The sequence below is a fragment of the Rhodoferax sp. GW822-FHT02A01 genome, from assembly GCF_038784515.1.
Lineage (GTDB): Bacteria > Pseudomonadota > Gammaproteobacteria > Burkholderiales > Burkholderiaceae_C > Allorhodoferax.
On record NZ_CP152376.1, the window covers coordinates 4064335 to 4083022 of the forward strand.

The 18688-nt window shown below is 60.2% G+C and carries 12 protein-coding genes and 1 tRNA gene; 6 read left to right on the top strand and 7 right to left on the bottom strand.

Annotated elements, in window-relative coordinates:
* Positions 1–5: 5 nt before the first annotated feature.
* From AAGF34_RS19370 to hemH, 3 genes are all read right to left on the bottom strand, one after another.
* Complete coding sequence (locus AAGF34_RS19370; protein WP_342617342.1) at positions 6–3104, bottom strand: efflux RND transporter permease subunit; 3099 nt, start codon at positions 3102–3104, stop codon at positions 6–8.
* Positions 3101–4342 carry an efflux RND transporter periplasmic adaptor subunit gene (locus AAGF34_RS19375; protein WP_342617343.1) on the bottom strand — a complete coding sequence of 414 codons (1242 nt, stop codon included), beginning with the start codon at positions 4340–4342 and terminating at the stop codon, positions 3101–3103. The genes AAGF34_RS19370 and AAGF34_RS19375 overlap by 4 nt, the downstream gene beginning before the upstream one ends.
* 84 nt (positions 4343–4426) lie before the next feature.
* A complete protein-coding gene (gene hemH / locus AAGF34_RS19380) occupies positions 4427–5518 on the bottom strand; it encodes a ferrochelatase (protein ID WP_342617344.1) in 1092 nt (363 codons plus the stop codon).
* Between the two features lie 17 nt (positions 5519–5535).
* Between hemH and AAGF34_RS19385 the strand changes: the two genes are divergently transcribed.
* On the top strand, positions 5536–6231 hold the full coding sequence (locus AAGF34_RS19385) for an HAD-IA family hydrolase (RefSeq protein WP_342617345.1): 696 nt from the start codon (positions 5536–5538) through the stop codon (positions 6229–6231).
* Between the two features lie 13 nt (positions 6232–6244).
* On the opposite strand, the gene AAGF34_RS19390 is transcribed toward AAGF34_RS19385, so the two are convergent.
* From AAGF34_RS19390 to hpnC, 4 genes are read right to left on the bottom strand one after another with little or no spacing between them, the layout of a single operon-like run.
* The gene (locus AAGF34_RS19390; protein ID WP_342617346.1) at positions 6245–8686 is read right to left on the bottom strand and encodes a penicillin acylase family protein; all 2442 of its coding nucleotides are present in this window, start codon (positions 8684–8686) and stop codon (positions 6245–6247) included.
* A 29-nt stretch (positions 8687–8715) separates the two neighbouring features.
* Positions 8716–10071: a hydroxysqualene dehydroxylase HpnE gene (gene hpnE / locus AAGF34_RS19395; RefSeq protein WP_342617347.1), complete on the bottom strand. Its 1356-nt coding sequence runs from the start codon at positions 10069–10071 to the stop codon at positions 8716–8718.
* Positions 10032–10871 carry a presqualene diphosphate synthase HpnD gene (hpnD, locus tag AAGF34_RS19400; protein ID WP_342617348.1) on the bottom strand — a complete coding sequence of 280 codons (840 nt, stop codon included), beginning with the start codon at positions 10869–10871 and terminating at the stop codon, positions 10032–10034. The genes hpnE and hpnD overlap by 40 nt, the downstream gene beginning before the upstream one ends.
* 34 nt (positions 10872–10905) lie before the next feature.
* On the bottom strand, positions 10906–11760 hold the full coding sequence (gene hpnC, locus AAGF34_RS19405) for a squalene synthase HpnC (RefSeq protein WP_342617349.1): 855 nt from the start codon (positions 11758–11760) through the stop codon (positions 10906–10908).
* Between the two features lie 115 nt (positions 11761–11875).
* On the opposite strand from hpnC, the gene AAGF34_RS19410 reads away from it, so the two are divergent.
* The 5 genes from AAGF34_RS19410 to AAGF34_RS19430 all read left to right on the top strand — a co-directional run bounded on the left by AAGF34_RS19410 (position 11876) and on the right by AAGF34_RS19430 (position 18685).
* Positions 11876–13000, top strand: coding sequence for an efflux RND transporter periplasmic adaptor subunit (locus AAGF34_RS19410; protein WP_342617350.1), 1125 nt, complete (start codon positions 11876–11878; stop codon positions 12998–13000).
* 7 nt (positions 13001–13007) lie between these two features.
* Entirely contained in the window at positions 13008–16163 is a 3156-nt protein-coding gene (locus tag AAGF34_RS19415; protein ID WP_342617351.1) for an efflux RND transporter permease subunit, read from the top strand.
* Between the two features lie 31 nt (positions 16164–16194).
* Positions 16195–16281, top strand: a tRNA-Leu gene (locus AAGF34_RS19420).
* A gap of 137 nt (positions 16282–16418) precedes the next feature.
* Positions 16419–17855, top strand: coding sequence for a mannose-1-phosphate guanylyltransferase/mannose-6-phosphate isomerase (locus AAGF34_RS19425; protein WP_342617352.1), 1437 nt, complete (start codon positions 16419–16421; stop codon positions 17853–17855).
* On the top strand, positions 17852–18685 hold the full coding sequence (locus AAGF34_RS19430; RefSeq protein ID WP_342617353.1) for an ABC transporter permease: 834 nt from the start codon (positions 17852–17854) through the stop codon (positions 18683–18685). Before AAGF34_RS19425 ends, AAGF34_RS19430 begins: the two co-directional genes overlap by 4 nt.
* Positions 18686–18688: the final 3 nt, after the last annotated feature.

Below are 18688 nucleotides of genomic sequence, written 5' to 3' on the forward strand. Positions count from 1 at the left end.
TGGGCCTAGCCCGTTGCGTCTTCAACTACCGGCACTTCCGGCGTCAGCACCGGACCGGTGCCGCTGAAGCGGTCCAGCAGCAGGTACAGAACCGGCGTGATGAACAGCGTAATGGCCTGTGAGAACACCAGTCCGCCCACCACCGCCAGACCCAGAGGCTGACGCAGCTCGGCGCCAGCGCCCAGACCCAAGGCAATGGGCAAAGCACCCATCAAGGCGGCCATGGTGGTCATCATGATGGGGCGAAAACGCATGACACAGGCTTCGCGGATGGCCTGGGCCGGTGTCATGCCATGGTGCCTTTGGGCATCCAGCGCAAAGTCAATCATCATGATGGCGTTCTTCTTCACGATGCCGATCAGCAGCACGATGCCGATGGTGGCAATCAGTGTCAGATCCTGCCCGAACAGCATCAGTGTTGCCAGAGCGCCGACGGCAGCCGACGGCAAGCCAGCCAGAATCGTGATGGGGTGAATGAAGCTCTCATACAGCACGCCCAGCAGCACGTAGATCACCAGCAGCGCAGAGATGACCAATATGGCCTGGCTGCCCTGCGAACTCTTGAACACCGCTGCATCGCCACCGTAGCTGGTGATGACGGAGGACGGCATCTGAATGGCTGCTCGCGCAGCATCGATTTTGGCGGTGGCGTCGCCCAGAGCGGCGCCAGGCGCCAGATTGAAGGAAACGGTGACTGCCTGCAGTTGCCCCACGTGGTTGATGGAAGTCGGCCCCACACTGCGCTCCACCGTGGTGAAGGCCGCCAACGGAACCAGCGTGCCGGTGGACGAACGCACGAAGATGCGGCTCAGGTCCCGTTCATCCTGCTTGGATTCCGGTGCCACTTCCATGATGACCTGGTAGCTGTCGGTCGGCAGATAGATGGTGGACACCTGGCGCTCACCAAAGGCACTGAACAGCGCGGTGCGAATCGCATCCACCGACACACCCAGCGCGTTGGCGCGGTCCCGGTCGATCTTGAGCTGCGCCTGCAGGCCACGCAATTGCGCATCGCTGGTGACGTCACGGAACAGGGGGTCATCCCGTAGCCTCTCCTGCAGCTTGGTGGCCCAGACATTCAGCTCGTCGGACTTCACGCTTTGCAGGATGTACTGGAACTGCGCTTTGCTGGGGCGGCCTCCCAATTGCAGGTTTTGCACCGGGCGCATGAACACGTTGATGCCCGGCACCGCACGCAACTTCTTGCGCATGTTTTCAATGACCTGCTTCATGGGCAGCCGCTCGCCACGCGGCTTGAGCGTGATGAACATGCGGCCAGTGTTCAGCGCATTGATACCACCGATGAAGGAATTCACCGCGCCCACGTTCGGGTCATTGCGGAAGACTTCCGCAGCACGCTCCTGCAGGCGAATCATTTCGGGGAAAGACACATCTTCCGATGCTTCGGTAGAGACCTGGATCTGCCCAATGTCCTCCTCGGGGAAGAAGCCCTTGGGGATGATGGTGAAGAGCCAGGCGGTGGCGACAAAGGTCGCAGCACCCACCAGCAGGATGGTCTTGCGGTGCGACAGCGCCTTGTCCAGCAAGGCTGTGTAGCCCGCCAGCAGTTTGTCGAAGCCGATTTCAAACAGCTTGACCAGACCACCTGGCGGCTTCTTGTGGGCCTCATCCGTCAGGAACTTGCTGGCCAGCATGGGAACCAGCGTTAGTGACACAAAGGCTGACACGATGATGGCCAGCCCCACGACGACTGCGAACTCATGAAACAGCAGTCCAATCACCCCTGGCATGAAGAAAATCGGGATGAACACCGCAATCAGCGAAGTGGAAATGGAAATGATGGTGAAACCCACTTCGCGCCCGCCGCGCAAGGCGGCCTGAAAGGGTTCCTCGCCATTCTCCACGTGGCGGATGATGTTTTCCAGCACCACGATGGCGTCATCCACCACGAGCCCCACGGCCAAGGTCAGCCCCAGCAGCGAGATGTTGTCCAGGCTGTAGGACAGGCCCCACAGCAATGCCACGGCGCCGACCAGGGATACGGGCAGGGACAGCGTCGGAATGACGGTGGCCACAAAGCGGCGCAGGAACAAAAAAATCACCAGCACCACCAACGCAATGGTGCCAATCAGTGTCAACGTCACGTCGTGCAAGGCCTCGCGCACGGACAGGGAACGGTCATTGATAGGCGTGAGCGACACGGACGCCGGCATCTGGCTTTGCAGGGAAGGCAGGGTGGCACGAATGGCATCAACCACCCGCACGGTGTTGGCTCCGGGCTGGCGCTGGATGGCCAGCGTAATGGAGTTTTCACCGTTGTACGTGGCAGAGCTTTTGAAGGTCTCCACGCTGTCTTCCACGTTGGCTACATCCTTGAGCCGGATCGGGTTGCCGTTGCGCACGCCGATGATCAGATTGGAGAAGGCTTGTGCATTCTCCAACTGCTTGTTGGCCTGCAGCACCAGCGTCTGCTTGTCTCCTTCCAGCGTTCCGACAGGTGTGTTCACATTGGCCAGCCGCAGGGCGTTGCTCAGATCATCCAGACCCATGTTCACCGCGGTCAGGGCGTCGGGCTTGGCGCGTACCCGGATCGCGTAGCGCTTGGCGCCAAATACGTTCACCTGGGCCACGCCGTCCAGTGTGGACAGGTTGGGGGAAATTAGGTGTTCCGCAAAGTCCTGCAGATCCGACGGCGCCATGGAGGGCGAGCGCATGGAAATCAGCAGCACGGGGGCGTCCGCCGGATTGACCTTGCGGTACGACGGCGTTTGCGTCATATCCACCGGCAAAGAGCGCTGGGCGCGCAACAGGGCCGCCTGCACGTCCACAGCCGCTGCGTCGATGTTGCGGCCTTCGTCAAATTCCAGTGTGAGCGAGGTGCTTCCTAGCAGACTGGTGGAGCTGATGGTCTTGAGTCCCGGAACGGTCTGGAATTGCTTCTCCAGAGGCAGCGCCACGGCGCTGGCCATGGTTTCCGGACTGGCACCCGGGAAATTGGCCGACACGTTGATCACAGGCGTGTCGTAGCTGGGCAACGCGGCGACCGGGATATTGCGGTAACCGATCACACCGGCCAGCACGATGGCCAGGTTCAGCAACACCGTCATGACCGGACGGCGTATGAACAGTTCCGACAGGTTCATGGTTTGTCAGCCCCGGACGCCTGGGACACGGCAGGTTTGGCTGCATCTGCGGCAGGGCTGGATGCTCCAGCCTTGGGCTGTTTGGCGCGCTCGACGATAGGGCTGTTGGGGCGCACGTTCTGCTTGCCATCCAACACGATGACATCGTCCGGTTTGATGCCGGTAACCGCTGCATTGCCGCCTTCGGCATAGACTACCTTGACGGGCTGCAGCCGGGCCTTGCCGTCTTCGACCACATACACAATGGTGCCGCGCGGGCCTTGCACGATGGCTGCCTGTGGAATCACCGTGGCATCACTGAGACTGTTGACGGTCTGGGAGAGCTCCACAAAGGCGCCGGGCCAGAGCTTGGCATCCTTGTTGGGGAACACGGCCTTGGCCTGCAGCGTGCCTGAGCTGGCATTGATGTTGTTGTCAACGAACTGCAGCTTGCCCTTGAAGGTGCCGCCGCCATCGGCCAGCTTGGCTGTCACGGGCGCGCCGCCGCCCTTGAGTGCGGCCAGTGCGTCACCCAGATTGCGCTGCGGGATGCTGAAGGCCACGGCAATCGGGTCCAGTTGCGTAATGGTTACCAGGCTGGTGACGTTGGCCTGCACCAGGCTGCCTTCCGACACATTGATGATGCCGACGCGGCCAGAGGTGGGCGCAGTGATGCGGTCAAAAGAGAGCGCTACCTTGGCCGCGTCCACTGCGGCCTGGTCTGCTCCCACCGTGGCCGTTGCGGACTCCATCACGGCCTGGGCCGTGTCCACTGAGCCTTGCGCAACAAAGTTCTGTGCGAAGAGTTGCTGGGCCCGATCAAACTGCCGCTTGGCGTCCGCCAGACTGGCCTGATCCTTGGCCAGTTGCGCCTTTGCCTTGGCCAAATTGGCTTCGTCCGTGCGGGAGTCCAGCGTGAACAGCAACTGGCCCGCCTTGACGAACTGTCCTTCGACAAAATGTACCTTGGCCACCGTGCTGGTAACCTGTGAGCGCAGATCCACACTGGTCAGCGGGGTCACACTGCCAGTGATTTGCAGTGTGACAGGCATGTCACGCTTTTGCGCTTTCACGGTGGTCACTGTGACCGGTGGCAGTGGAGCCGACGCGGCGGCGGCAGGGGCGCTGGCGCCGCTGGTCGTAGCCGGACTGCCGGAGCCAGCTCCCGCTGCAGTATCTGACTTGCCGGAGCAGGCTACGAAAACGAAGCTGCACAGTGCACAGAGCGCAAAAAGCGCGTGGCGATTGATTTTTGTCATGGTCTGAAATGATAGGGCAGCTTTGTTGCACCGCACGGGCCTAGTTGAACTTCAGGCAAAGCTCAGGTAAATCCCGGTAAATCCTCAGTCGGTAGCGCCCATTGCCAATGCCGCATCGCGGCTGCGCTGCAGTGTGCGCGGGTCGGCCATCTCCAGTGTGTTCCAGCCCTGCAGGTGTGTCTGTGTCAGATTGCACAGCGCGGTGATCCATTCGGGATCGTCATTTAGGCAGGGGATGTAGTGGAACTCCTTGCCGCCCGAGCGCAGAAAGGCTGCGCGCGCTTCGATGTTGATCTCTTCCAGCGTCTCCAGGCAATCGCTGGTAAAGCCTGGACAGATCACATCGACCCGTTTGGTGCCAGACTTGCCCAGCTCTATCAGCGTGGGTTCGGTATAGGGCTCAAGCCATTTGGCTCGGCCCAATCGAGATTGAAAAGTCACCATGAAGTGGTCCTTTTCCAGTCCCAGCCTTTGCGCCAGCAGGCGCGCCGTTTTGTAGCACTCGCAGTGGTAGGGATCGCCCAGGTGCAGGGTGCGCTCCGGCACACCATGAAAACTCATCACCAGTTTGTCGGGCACTCCGTTCTTGCGCCAGTAGCGCTCCACGCTGGCAGCCAGCGCGCCGATGTAGTCACTGTGGTCGTGGTAGTGCTTCACGAAGCGCAGCTCGGGCACGTTGCGGGTGCGCTGCGCCCATTCGTACACGGCATCCTGCACGCTGGCCGTGGTGGTGGCCGAATATTGCGGGTAGGCGGTGATCACCAGCACGCGGGTCACGCCGTCGGCCATCATGGCATCGAGTTCGCTGGCGATGGGGGTGCTGCCATAGCGCATGGCCCAGCGCACTTTGACGTAGTGGTTGCGCTGGCCCAGCCAGCCCTGCAACAGCTTGGCCTGCTTTTCCGTCCACACCTTCAGGGGGGAGCCTTCTGGCGTCCAGATGCTGGCATATTTGGCCGCCGACTTGGCCGGGCGAAAGCGCAGGATGATGCCGTGCAGGATCAGCATCCACAGCAGGCGCGGAATTTCCACCACGCGGCGGTCGCTCAGGAATTCGGCGAGATAACGGCGCACGGCTGCGGGAGTGGGTTCGTCGGGAGTGCCCAGGTTGCAATAGAGTACGGCGGTGCGGGCCGGCTGGCCGTGGGAGTAAGGGGGTTCCGGGTTGAAAGGCATGCGGTATTCTCCTGTATATGCTCGACATCTCACGCATCCAGGCGATTACCCTGGACCTGGACGACACTTTGTGGCCGATATGGCCCACCATTGCCCGGGCAGAAGAGCGTTTGCAGCAGTGGTTGCAGCCTCAAGCACCAGCGACTGCGGAGCTTTTTGCCAACGCGGATGCGCGTCAGAAACTGCGTGATCAGGTGCAGCTCCAATGGCCGCATTTGCAGCATGACCTGAGCCATATGCGCAGGGAAATGATCCGGCTGGGCCTGGGCAGCTGTGGCGAAGACCAGGATCTGGCCGAGTCTGCTTTCGAGGTCTTCTTTGCGGCGCGCCACGATGTCAGCCTGTTTGATGACGCGCAGGTCGCCCTGCAGGCCCTGTCCGCGCGCTGGCCCGTGCTTGCCGTGTCCAACGGCAATGCCGACGTGCACCGCATAGGCATCGGTGGGTACTTCTGCGGCTCTGTCAGCGCCCGCGATGTGGGTGCCGCAAAGCCCGATGCGCGCATCTTCCAGGCCGCATGTGACGCCCTGGGGCTGGCGCCCCAAGCCATATTGCACGTGGGGGACGATGCCGCTTTGGATGTGTTGGGCGCGCTGGAGGTGGGTATGCAGGCTGCATGGGTCAATCGCAACGGGCACTTGTGGACGCACGACGCACAACCCCATGCCACGGTTGCCACCATGGCTGAACTCTGCACATTGCTGGCGCTATGACGATTGCGCCAAGCTAATGGGCGGGTGCCAGGGTGAGCGTTTCTTTTGCATGTGATTTCACATCGGCTGCGCTCAGATGCTGGTGCATATAGCCACCTTGCGTAAAGCGTTCCGCCTGATCGGCGTAATGGCTGTCAAAGGGCACGCCGCTCTGCCCCAGTGGGTTGATGACCAGAGACTTGTCCAGTGCACCAAAGTCAATCACGCGGCGCGTGGAGGGGCCGTAGGTGACAGTCCACGGCCCGGGCCCGGCCCGGTTGGTGAGGTTGTTGGGCGCTTCCTGCCCGCCGAGCACCGCAAAGGGCCCCACATTGAACAACCATCCAAATGGCTCTTGCGTGCCCATGGGGTGAATGTGGGTGATGGTGTGGGTACGCCCCCAGGACCATTCAACCAGATTGGTTCCGTAAAGCCCTTCCAGATGCTTGAGCGTGTTGGTCCAGGCCACGCGCACGGTTTCAAAGCGGCTTTCCTTTGCTGGTGACTTCACGTTGTCCCACCAGGGCGATTTGGCATCGGCCATCAGCAGCGGCAGGGCATGGTCCAGCAGCGTAGAGCCTGCCTCGGAACCCAGCAGGCTCTGGAACCGGGCCTCACCGAGCTCATCCTCAAAAATCGCTTTGGCAAGGTCGTAGCGGAATTGGGTGAACAGCGTGGCTGCCACGCTGGTGCCGTCATAGCATCCATCCCACTTTTGCAGCGGCTCCATGAAGGCGCGCTGGTTGGGATCGCTGATGACCTGCTCCATCACCGGCAGCAAGGCGGAAAGCACCCGTTTGGGATAGCCACTGCAGTTGTCGAGCTGCAGTAACGCCGCGCGGTCGGAAGCCCACTTGGGCTTGATGTCCTGCAATGCGTCGTCCAGCCGCTTGGCGCGGTCCGGCACCGGGTAGTGGCCGAACACGGGCACCACGCCGCCGGGCTGCTGGTTGGCAGAGACGATGTAGCCGCGCGCCGGGTTTTCTTCTTGCGGATTGAAGCTGAAGTTGTAGTAGCCCGGTTTCTCCGCTTCACCCTTGGCGGCGTCCAGTATGAACAGGGGGTTGACGCCTTCGGGGCGCTGCGGCAGTTTGGCCGCACCCCACCACGCGATGTCTCCGCTGGCGCTGGCCCACAGGACGTTGAGTCCAGGCGCGTGGATCTTCTTGGCAGCCTCGCGCGCTTTATCCAGCGTGTTGGCGCGGTTGAGTTCGTAGAAGGCTTGCAGGATCGGGTTCTCCGTCTCCAAGTAGGCCCACCACATGGCAATGGGCGTGGATCCCGGGTTGTTCTTGACCACGTCAGTGACGATGGGGCCATGCGGCCCATGGCGCAGGCTGAGCGTGACGCTGGGCTGGCCTTTGACCTTGATGGTTTCACTGCGCGTTTGCAGGTCCACCCACTGGTCCTGGCTCCAGACCTGGTTGGGGTTGGCCGGGTTGGTCTTTTCGGCTATTAGGTCCATGTCGTCGTTTTCGAGCATGGTCAGACTCCAGCCGAATTCGGTGTTGTGCCCCAACAGGGCCAGCGGGTTCAGGGCCTGAAACTGGCCGTAGAGCTCAAAGTCCGGGGCGTGCAAGTGCGCCTCGTACCAGACGGCCGGAATCGAAAATCCGATGTGGGGGTCTCCTGCCAAAATCGGTTTGCCGCTGACGGTGCGTTTGCCGGAAATGACCCAGGCATTGCTTCCCTGAAAAGCACCCATTCCTGCCGCCTGCAGGGCGCCCCGACTGATGCTGGCAAGCTGGTTCAGGTGGTTCCAGTCGTCCGGCCCCAAGGCCAAGGCAGGGTGACTTTTGCGGCCGGGCGCTGCGGAAGCCAGGCTTTGCAGTCCGCCTTCCGGATGGCCGTCCACGTCAAACACGCTGAGGTATTGCGGGCCCAGCTTGTCTCGGATGAACGTCATCAGAGGTGCATTCTGAAAGGCCGGCGCAAAGGTGTAGGCAAGGTAGCCCGTGACTGCCAGCACGTCTTCTGCAGCAAAGGGGCGCTTGGGAATGCCGATGAGGTCAAACTCCATGGGCGCAGGATGAGTGGCCTGAAACTGGTTGACGCCGTCCAGATAGGCGGTGATGGCTTGGCCGACGGGACTGTTCATGTCCAAGTTGGCAAGGGTCGCCTTGGCATGTTCGCGTAGACCCAGGGTACGGAACAGCTTGTCGGAGTCCAGCAATGCGGGGCCCAGCACTTCGGCAAGTTCCCCGTTGGCGGCTCGCCGCACCAGCTCCATTTGAAACAGACGGTCCTGGGCGTGCACATAGCCCAGAGCGCGGTAGAGGTCAGCCTGGTTGCCTGCCTCGATGTGGGGGATGCCGCGTTCGTCGTATTGAACAGTCACCGCAGAGGTCAGGTGCTGCAGGGTGACATTGCCACTGCGCACCGGCAGCTTGGTATGCACATACCAGAGCGCTCCCAGACCCACAACCAGCAGGCCCAAAGCGATACAGACAGCGACCACGATGGCAATTTTCTTCATGTGTCCTTCCCGATATGTTGGCAGGCAGTCTAGCGTGCTCCTGGGGCGCTAGATAAAGAGTCTGCGGCGGCCAAGCCACTGCGCACGGCGCCCTCCAGCGTGGCCGGGTAGGGGCCTTGCACATAGTCGCCACAAACCAGCAGACCGGGCGCGATGGTCTGGGGTGGTCGCACAAGGCCAGGAGTGCAGGCAAATGTGGCCCGTTTCTCCACAATGGTTTGCACGACCTGCAGTGGCCGGTTTTGAAGCCAGGGAGCAAGCTGTTGTTGTGCCTGCCGCACAACGTCTTGCTGCAGGCTGCTGCGTTCACCATCGCTGGCGCTGACCACAAAGGCCAGCAGACCGGCTGGGCCTCCCAGTTGTCCGCGATCAAATACAAATTGCGCGGGCGCTTGTCGGCCGCTGTGCAATGCCAGCATGGGTTGCGGCAATCGGATCTGAGCCCCTTGCGCATACACGGTGGTGATGGCTTCGAACTGCAGCTGCTGCGCAACGCCTACCCATGACTGAATGGCCGACTGCGTAGCTGCGTCTGCGACCGTACCTGTAAGCAACTGGCTGGCGGCGGAAGAGGAACAGGCGCACAGTACGGCATCGAAAGCCTCGCCATCCACCAACCACTGCGCTGTGCGCTCCAGACGTTGCACCCGTTGGCCCAGGCGCAAGGTTGCGCAGCGGTTTTGCAGCCATTGGGTCGCTGCGAGGGGAAAGAGGGCGGACAAGTCAACGCGGGGCAGCAGCAGGTTGGACCCGCCTTTGCCGCCCAGCAGGGAGTCTTTCAGCACCCGCAAGAACACCTTGGCGCTGGCCCGGTCTGCCGGTGTGTTGAGCGCCGACACGCACAAGGGCTCCACCAGCGTCTGCATGACACGCGCGGACAGGTCTGTGCAAAGGCCTGCTACTGACAATTCCTCGGCGCAATGAAATCCATTGATTTGCCAGCGAAGGGCATGGCGCAACAGCGACCATTTGTCTGCCCACGCCCAGCCTTTGGCTTGCAGCACGCCAGCCAGAACGTCCAGTGGCACCGGCCAGTCCGGCAGTTGCAGGCCTTGCCCATCGGGGAATTGCAGGCATAAGGGCAGTCGCAGCAGAGCCGTGTTTGGGTCCACGCCAACGGTACGCATCAGCTCCAGGGTTTCGGTATAGGCGCCTATGAGTATGTGTTGGCCGTTGTCCAGCGTCCGTTCGGTTCCGTCCGGCAGGGTGCTGGGGACTGCGCGGGCGCGGCCACCCCATTGGCGGGATGCCTCAAACAAAGTGACGTGGTGTCCGTTTTGGCTGGCCTGCACGGCTGCAGCCAGTCCCGCCCAACCGCCGCCGATGACGGCAATCCGCTGCACGCTCACATTTTTCCCAATGCCTGCACTCTCCAGGCCAGCCATAGCTTGCGCAAGGGGGTGAGTTTGATGCGTTGGTGCAGAACCTGGAAGTTGTCGGCCTCGATTTCACGCAGCAGGGTGCGGTAGATGCTGGCCATCATCAGCCCAGGCTTTTGCGCGCGGCGGTCCTGTGCGGGCAAGAGCTGAAGGGCCTGCTCATAGAGGCCATGGGCGCGTTCAGCCTGGAAGCGCATCAGCGCGGTAAAACGGTCCGAATAGGTGCGCTTGAGGATTTCATGGGCCTTGACGTCAAAGCGCTGCAGTTCGTTTACTGGCAGGTAAATGCGTCCGCGCAGGGCGTCTTCACCGACGTCGCGAATGATGTTGGTCAGCTGCAATGCTTGGCCCAGCGTGTGGGCATATTCCGTGGTGGCCGGATCGGTCTGCCCGAAGATGCGCGCCGCTACCTCGCCCACGACGCCCGCCACCAGATGACAGTAGCGTTGCAGGTTGGGGTAGTCCAGGTAGCGGGTCTGCTCCAGATCCGTCTGGCAGCCGTCAATCACGTCGGTCAGGTGCCGCGCCTCGATCGCATAGGGGGAAGCATGGGGCATCAGCGCTTTCATCACCGGGTGGCTGGGCTTGCCGGCAAAGGCCTGGGCCACTTCACTCTTCCACCAGGCCAGCTTGGTGGCGGCGACGCCGGCGTCGGTCATTTCATCCACGACATCATCCACTTCACGGCAGAAAGCGTAGAAGGCGGTGATGGCGGCGCGGCGCGGTGCGGGCAGAAAGAGAAAGGCGTAATAGAAACTGCTGCCGGATGCGACGGCTTTTTGCTGGACATATTGTTCAGGGGTCATGCCTTGATTGTCCCATCCGCGGATTGCATGGCGTTTACATCCAGAGGGCACGCCACACGAGCAGGGCGTAGTCCCAGGGGCGCAGGGTGGGGCGCGCAGTGAGCGTGCTGTACTTCAGTGCTTCTATCTTGTCCAGGATGCGCAGTCCTCCCTGGACCACCAGGCGCAGCTCCCATCCTGCCCGCCCGCCAACAGCACGCACCAGCGGAATCCCTTGCAGCATCAGTGCGCGGGCTTCCTGCACACATTGCGCAATCATGCGGGTGATGGCGGGTGTCTGGCGCAGCGCAAGGAGGTCGGTGTCCAGCACACCATGCGCGTCCTTGGCGGACTGCGTGAAGTAGAAACGCCCACGTGGAATATCCACGCTGGGGTCCTGCCAGAAATTGATGAGTTGCAGCGCGCTGCAGATGGCATCGCTTTGCTGCAAGGACTCGGCCGAGTCCACCCCGTAGAGGTGCAGCAGCAGGCGTCCAACCGGGTTGGCCGAGCGGCGGCAGTAATCAAGCAGCTCGGCGTTGTCGCTGTATCCGGCCCGGTCTCGGGTCTTCTCTATGTCCTGCACAAAAGCGTCGAGCAGGTCGTGCAGGTAAGGCACTGGTAGATTGTGTTGCGCGATTGCTTTTTTCAGGGCTAAAAACACGCCGCTCCAGCGCGGGTCCAACGTGGCGTCTACGTCTTTGCCCGGTTGCGACACGGCTTGAAGCTGCTGGCGATAGGCCAGCAGCTTCATCAGGCGCTCAGCTGCCGAGTCATTCCCCTCATCGGCAATGTCATCCGCGGTGCGGGCAAAGTGGTAGATGGCGGCCACCGGCGCGCGCAGATGGGATGGGCACAGCAGCGATGCAACCGGAAAGTTTTCGTAGTGATCGATGGAGGTGCTGGGCATGCGGTGATTTTGCCTTGTCGCTTGACAGCCTCAATCGCATCCTTTAAATTAATAACCCGTTGGTCAGTAAAATGCGTTGCTTGCCAGCATCTCTCCAATTTTCCGGGTCACACATATGTCTCTCACGCCTTACCGTATTGGCTTGCTGCTTGTATCAGCTGTCTTTGCGTTGTCCGCCTGTTCCAAGCCAGAACCCAAAGAGGAACCGCTGCGAGCGGTGAAAGTCATGACGGTGGGAGAGAGCTCGCTACTCTCCAGCGTGGAGTACTCGGGTGAAGTGCGCTCCCGTGTCGAATCGCAATTGGGATTTCGCGTAGGCGGCAAGATCATCCGTCGGGCAGTCGAGCTGGGCCAACACGTCAAGGCGGGTCAGGTTCTGGCGCAACTCGACGCACAGGATCTCAAGCTCTCGCTGGACGCCGCGCGTGCACAACTGGCCTCTGCCGCCACCAATCGGGATCTCGCTGCGGCGGATTTCAAGCGCTACAAGGAGCTGCGTGAGCAGAACTTCATCAGCAGCGCAGAACTGGAGCGGCGTGAGACTACGCTCAAGAGTGCGCAAGCACAGTGGGATCAGGCGCAGGCGCAAATGACTGGGCAGGGCAATCAGGCGGGGTATGCCGTGCTGGTGGCAGATGCATCGGGCGTGGTGACTTCGGTGGACGCCGAAGTGGGGCAGGTTGTGGCTGCCGGCACGCCGGTGATTCGAATCGCGCAGGACGGTCCGCGGGATGTGGTGTTTTCCGTGCCGGAAGACAAGGTTCGCGCTGTCAGCGTGGGCTCGACTGCCAAGGTGCGACTCTGGCCGGGCAACACGGTATTGCCCGGAACCGTACGCGAAGTGGCGGCCAGCGCAGACCCTGTGACACGCACTTACCTTGTCAAGGTGGCGCTCGATGGCAAACCGGATGTTCAACTGGGCGCTACGGTGGCCGTGACGGCCGCGGCCTTTGAGCATGGTGATGCGTCGGTCATCAAGGTGCCTACCAGCGCCTTGCTCAAAGACGGGAACCAATCTGCCGTATGGGTGCTGGACACGGCCACCATGACGGTGCGGCTGAATCCTGTGGGCATTGCCACGGCGGATGGAAATGACGTGGTGATAAGCAGCGGATTGCAGCCAGGTGCCAAAGTGGTCGTGGCAGGCGTGCACGTGCTTGCCCCAGGACAGAAGGTCATGCTGTACCAGCCACGTCAGCAAGAGGCCAACGCAGTTGTAACTCCTGCAGCTGCGAAGTGAGCCGTCCATGAAACAGGATCAGCCTTCCACCGGATTCAACCTTTCCCGCTGGGCCATTGAGCATGGCCCCCTGACGCGCTACCTGATGGTGGTGCTGATGGTCTTGGGCATTGCGGCCTATTTCCAGCTCGGCCAGGACGAGGATCCGCCGTTTACCTTTCGCGCCATGGTGGTGCAAACCTACTGGCCGGGAGCCACGGCGCAGCAGATGGCCGAGCAGGTCACTGACAAGCTGGAAAAAACGCTGCAGGAAGTACCTTACGCCGACAAGATTCACAGCTACTCCAAGCCCGGCTTGTCGCAAATCACGCTGGAACTCAAAGACTCCTCCAAGCCCTCGGAGGTCTCCAACGTCTGGTACACGGTGCGCAAGAAGATTGGTGACATGCGCAATACCTTGCCGCAGGGCGTGCAGGGGCCTTTCTTCAACGATGACTTTGGCGACGTGTATGGGGTGATCTACGCGCTGGAAGCCGATGGCTTCAATTACGCCGAACTGAAAACCTTTGCTGACGAGGCGCGGCTGGAGCTGCTGCGTGTGCGCGACGTGGCCAAGGTGCAGATGTTTGGCGACCAGGACGAGAAGCTGTTTGTAGAGATATCGCAAAAGCGCGCGGCGCAGATGGGCCTGGATATGAATCAGGTGCTGTCCCAGCTCAGCCAGCAGAATGCGGTGGAAAGTGCCGGCGCGGTGCAGACGCCGCTGGACGTGGTGCAGGTGCGCGTGGGTGGGCAATTCAAGTCGCTGGACGAGTTGCGCGCTATGCCGATACGCGGAGCCTCCGGTAAGCAATTTCGCCTGGGCGACATTGCCGAAATCACCCAGGCCTATATCGATCCGCCCAGCGTGAAGGTGCATCACCAGGGCAAGGAAGTCATCGCGCTGGGCGTGTCCATGGCCAAGGGCGGCGACATCATTGCTCTGGGCAAATCGCTCAAGGTTTCCTTTGACAAGATTGCCAAGGCACTGCCGGCAGGGGTGCAACTGGTGCAGATCCAGGACCAGCCACGCGCGGTGTCGGACTCGGTGGGCGAGTTTGTGCGTACGCTTATAGAGGCGGTAGTCATCGTGTTGGCGGTGAGCTTCCTGGCCCTGGGAACCCACAAACATCCCGGACAAAACCCTTGGTGGCGCAAGTACTACCTGGACTTTCGTCCTGGCTTGGTAGTGGGCATCACGATTCCGTTGGTGTTGGCAGTCACCTTCCTGGCCATGGACTACTTTGGCATTGGCTTGCACAAGATTTCGCTGGGCTCGCTGATCATCGCACTGGGACTGCTGGTGGATGACGCCATCATCTCGGTGGAAATGATGGTGCGCAAGATGGAAGAGGGCTACGACAAGGTACGTGCGGCCACTTTTGCCTATGAAGTAACCGCCATGCCCATGCTGACGGGAACGCTGATTACGGCGGCGGGTTTTCTGCCCATCGGCATAGCCAAGTCGGTGACGGGTGAGTACACCTTTGCCATTTTTGCCGTGACGGTGATTGCGCTGGTCCTGAGCTGGATTGTGTCGGTCTACTTTGTGCCTTATCTGGGAACTGTTCTGCTCAAGATCAAACCCAACCAGTTCCACCCACAGGATCCTCGCCACGACGCGCCCCACGAGCACTTTGATACGCCTTTCTACATGGCCTTTAGGCGTGTGCTGAATGCCTGCTTGACCCACCGCTGGCTCACGATTGGCGCTGCAGTGCTGGTGTTTGCCTTGGGTATCGTGGGTATGGGCAAGGTGCAGCAGCAGTTCTTCCCGGACTCGGCACGCCCGGAAATTCTGGTGGACGCTTGGCTCCCAGAGGGGGCAGCTTACGCCGCCAATGAAGAGGTGTCCAAGAGAATCGAGTCGCGCTTGATGGGTGTGGAAGGCATCAGCACGGTATCCACCTGGATCGGTTCCGGCGTGCCCCGTTTCTATTTGCCGCTGAATCAGATCTTTCCGCAGACCAATGTGTCGCAATTCATGATCGTCTCCAAGGATCTGAAGAGCCGCTCGCGTTTGCTGTCGCTATTACCCGGGCTGATGGCTCAGGAGTTTCCGGAGGTGAGGGCACGGATCCAGTTGCTGCCCAATGGCCCGCCGGTGGAGTACCCAGTGCAATTCAGGGTGGAAGGGCCCGATCCGATTGCCTTGAGGGCCTACGCCGACACGGTCAAGGCGGCCATGCGCGCCAGCCCGAACACGCGCGGCGTAAACGACAACTGGCACGAGTCCATCAAGGCACTCCACATGGAAGTGGACCAGGCCAAGGCGCGCGCGCTGGGTGTGACCAGCCAGTCGATTGCCCAGTCGGCCAGGACCATATTGGCGGGCACCACCATTGGCCAATACCAGGAGGACGACAAGCTGATCGACATCGTGTTGCGTCAACCCCTGGAGGAGCGCAACGCCATAACCGACATTGGCAATGCGTACCTGCCCACCACTTCAGGCAAGTCGATTCCGCTGACCCAGATCGCCAAGCCCGTCTTTGCCTGGGAGCCCGGGGTCCTGTGGCGGGAGAACCGCGACTATGCGATCACCGTGCAGTGCGACGTGGTGAGCGGGCTGCAAGGTGCCACCGTGACGGCAGAACTGTTGCCCAAACTCAAGGAGCTCAGTGCCAAATGGCCGCCCGGCTACCACTTGGCAGTGGCTGGTTCGGTCGAAAAGAGTTCGGAAGGGTCCTCCTCGATTGCCGCTGGCATTCCCATCATGCTGTTCATCACCTTCACATTGCTGATGTTGCAACTGCACAGCTTCAGCCGCGCCATGCTGGTCTTCCTGACCGGGCCTTTCGGCATTTCGGGCGTGGCCGCTGCACTGCTGCTGTTTGACCGGCCGTTTGGTTTTGTGGCTCTGCTGGGGGTGATCGCCTTGATGGGCATGATCCAGCGTAACTCTGTCATCCTGATCGATCAGATTGAACAGGACCGGGCGGCTGGGGTCATGGCCTGGGACGCGATTGTGGAGTCTGCCGTGCGCAGGCTGCGCCCCATCGTGCTGACCGCTGCTGCGGCGGTACTGGCAATGATTCCTTTGTCCCGCTCGGTTTTTTGGGGACCAATGGCCGTGGCCATCATGGGCGGCCTGATTGTGGCTACCGTGCTGACACTGCTGGCTTTGCCTGCCATGTACGCTGCCTGGTTCCGGATTCGAAAGGACACTCCCGCGGCAGGTTAAACTCGCAGGCTTGCCAATTGATTGAAATAGCGCGCGGGTGGCGAAATTGGTAGACGCACCAGGTTTAGGTCCTGACGCTGGCAACAGTGTGGGGGTTCGAGTCCCCCCCCGCGCACCACTCTGAACGGCCAAAGTACAAATTGTTACTGTACTTTGGCCGTTTTACTTTGTGTAATCGGTTTGCCCACGGGAACTTGGTTCTAGCTGTAATACGTACTCAATTAGAATGGGGGCAGTACTTCAAGGGGGCCATTAATGGCTCAAACACTGGTGTCCAAAAAACTAATACCCACCATCCTGTGCGGAGGCGCAGGCTCCCGGCTTTGGCCGGTTTCTCGTGAACATCATCCCAAACCGTTTATCCGGCTCGCAGATGGTCAAAGTCTGCTGCAGAAGGCCTTTTTGCGCGGTGCACTGTTGCCCGATGCGACCGAAGTGCTGACGGTCACCAATCGGGAGTTCTTTTTCAAGACGGAAGATGAATTGCGGGAGGTCAATTCGAAAGGATTGGGCACTGCCTACATTCTGGAACCGGTCGGTCGCAATACCGCTGCAGCCATAGCGGTTGCGGCATTGCAAGTTGTGGAGCGGCATGGCGCGGATGCGGTCATGCTGGTGCTCGCGGCAGACCACATGATCAGCAACCAACCGGCCTTTGCAGCCGCGGTTGGCGAGGCTGTGGCATTTGCCCAAGAGGGCAAGCTGGTCACATTCGGCATCAAACCGGAATCACCTGAAACCGGGTACGGCTATATCGAGGCCAAGGGCAATACCGTGCTGCGGTTTGTGGAAAAGCCCAATCTTGAAAAGGCTCAGGAATATCTGCGCAGTGGTCGGTTCCATTGGAATGCAGGCATTTTTTGCTTTGCTGCTGGAACCATATTGGCCGAAATGGAGCGGCATTGCCCCGAGATCTTGGCGGCCTGCAAGGCTTGTCTGGCTGTATCTCGGCTTGCTGCAGGCAAGGGATTTGTGCAGACGGAGCTGGACGCGGCAAGCTTCAAGGAAGTGCCCAGCGAATCGATCGACTATGCCGTGATGGAGAAGTCCTCCAACGTGGCCGTGGTGCCTTGTGATATTGGCTGGAGCGACATCGGGTCCTGGAACGCGCTGGGCGACCTGGCGGCACCTGACGAGAATGGCAACCGGATTGAAGGCAAGGCGTTGGTGTACAACAGCCGAAACTGCACCATCCACAGCAAAGAGCGCGTGTTAGGCGCTGTGGGCGTAAACGATTTGATCATCATTGATACGCCGGACGCTGTGCTGGTCGCGGACAAGTCCTGTGCGCAGGACGTTAAGCATATCTATGCACGTCTCAAGTCTGAGGGGCATGAAGCGCATAAGTTGCACCGAACGGTGCACCGTCCTTGGGGCACTTATACTATTCTCGAAGAGGGGGTGGGCTTCAAAATCAAACGCATTGAAGTCAAACCGGGCGCCTCTCTCAGTCTGCAGATGCACCACCACCGCAGCGAGCACTGGATTGTGGTCAATGGCATGGCTAAGGTGGTAAACGGCGAACATGAGTTACTTCTAAATACCAACCAATCCACCTACATTCCGGCTGGTCACAAACATCGTTTAGAAAACCCGGGCTTAATCGATCTGGTGATGATCGAGGTTCAGAGCGGAAGCTATCTGGGGGAGGATGACATCGTGCGATTTCAAGACAACTACGGGCGTGCATGACAGCCCATTCACTGACGCATAGCAACGGCGCGGCCGAGCGAGGTCTTGGCGACCATGCTCCTTCTAGCGACCTGTCACTGGGTATTGCCGCGTATACCGTTTGGGGTACTCTGGGGTGGCACGACATCAAACAGCGGTACCGCCGCTCAGTGCTCGGACCTTTCTGGTTCACGCTGAGCACGCTCATCATGGTGGTTGTTCTGGGGCTCCTTTACTCGCAGCTTTTGCATCAGGAAATCAGCACGTACCTTCCCTACCTCGCGGTTGGTTTGGTCGTTTGGCAGTACTTGGCATCTGCAGTTAATGAAGGTTGTACGGCTTTTATCGGGTCAGCCTATTTGATCAAACAAATACGGCTGCCCTTGACCGTGCATGTGTGCCGAATTGCATGGCGAAATTTTGTGATCCTGTTGCACAGTCTGCCGGTGGTAATACTCACCTTGTTGGTCTTCGGTCGTTGGCCGACTGCTGAGATACTGCTCTTGCCGTTCGCTCTATTGATTCTTTGGCTGCAGGGTGTATGGATCGGTGTTGCGCTTGGTATTTTGTGCGCGCGCTTCCGGGACATCGCGCCTATAGTGACCAACCTGGTTCAGGTGGCGTTTTTCTTTACACCCGTAATGTGGTCACCCGAGATATTGAAGGACCGCGCCTGGGTAGCTGAGTTAAACCCGCTCTACCACCTGATTGAGATTGCACGAGGCCCTATTATCGGTCGTCCTGTGCGGTTGGAGTCATGGGGCTGGGCTATTGGCCTGCTCTTGCTAGGATTTGCATTCGCACAGTTCTTAATGAAACGGTACCGCAATCGCGTGCCCTACTGGTTGTAAATA

Excerpts from the sequence above, each read along its gene's own strand:
- AAGF34_RS19370 (WP_342617342.1), bottom strand. The coding sequence starts at position 3,104 with ATGAACCTGTCGGAACTGTTCATACGCCGTCCGGTCATGACGGTGTTG.
- AAGF34_RS19375 (WP_342617343.1), bottom strand. The coding sequence starts at position 4,342 with ATGACAAAAATCAATCGCCACGCGCTTTTTGCGCTCTGTGCACTGTGC.
- hemH (WP_342617344.1), bottom strand. The coding sequence starts at position 5,518 with ATGCCTTTCAACCCGGAACCCCCTTACTCCCACGGCCAGCCGGCCCGC.
- AAGF34_RS19385 (WP_342617345.1), top strand. The coding sequence starts at position 5,536 with ATGCTCGACATCTCACGCATCCAGGCGATTACCCTGGACCTGGACGAC.
- AAGF34_RS19390 (WP_342617346.1), bottom strand. The coding sequence starts at position 8,686 with ATGAAGAAAATTGCCATCGTGGTCGCTGTCTGTATCGCTTTGGGCCTG.
- hpnE (WP_342617347.1), bottom strand. The coding sequence starts at position 10,071 with ATGGCTGGCCTGGAGAGTGCAGGCATTGGGAAAAATGTGAGCGTGCAG.
- hpnD (WP_342617348.1), bottom strand. The coding sequence starts at position 10,871 with ATGACCCCTGAACAATATGTCCAGCAAAAAGCCGTCGCATCCGGCAGC.
- hpnC (WP_342617349.1), bottom strand. The coding sequence starts at position 11,760 with ATGCCCAGCACCTCCATCGATCACTACGAAAACTTTCCGGTTGCATCG.
- AAGF34_RS19410 (WP_342617350.1), top strand. The coding sequence starts at position 11,876 with ATGTCTCTCACGCCTTACCGTATTGGCTTGCTGCTTGTATCAGCTGTC.
- AAGF34_RS19415 (WP_342617351.1), top strand. The coding sequence starts at position 13,008 with ATGAAACAGGATCAGCCTTCCACCGGATTCAACCTTTCCCGCTGGGCC.
- AAGF34_RS19425 (WP_342617352.1), top strand. The coding sequence starts at position 16,419 with ATGGCTCAAACACTGGTGTCCAAAAAACTAATACCCACCATCCTGTGC.
- AAGF34_RS19430 (WP_342617353.1), top strand. The coding sequence starts at position 17,852 with ATGACAGCCCATTCACTGACGCATAGCAACGGCGCGGCCGAGCGAGGT.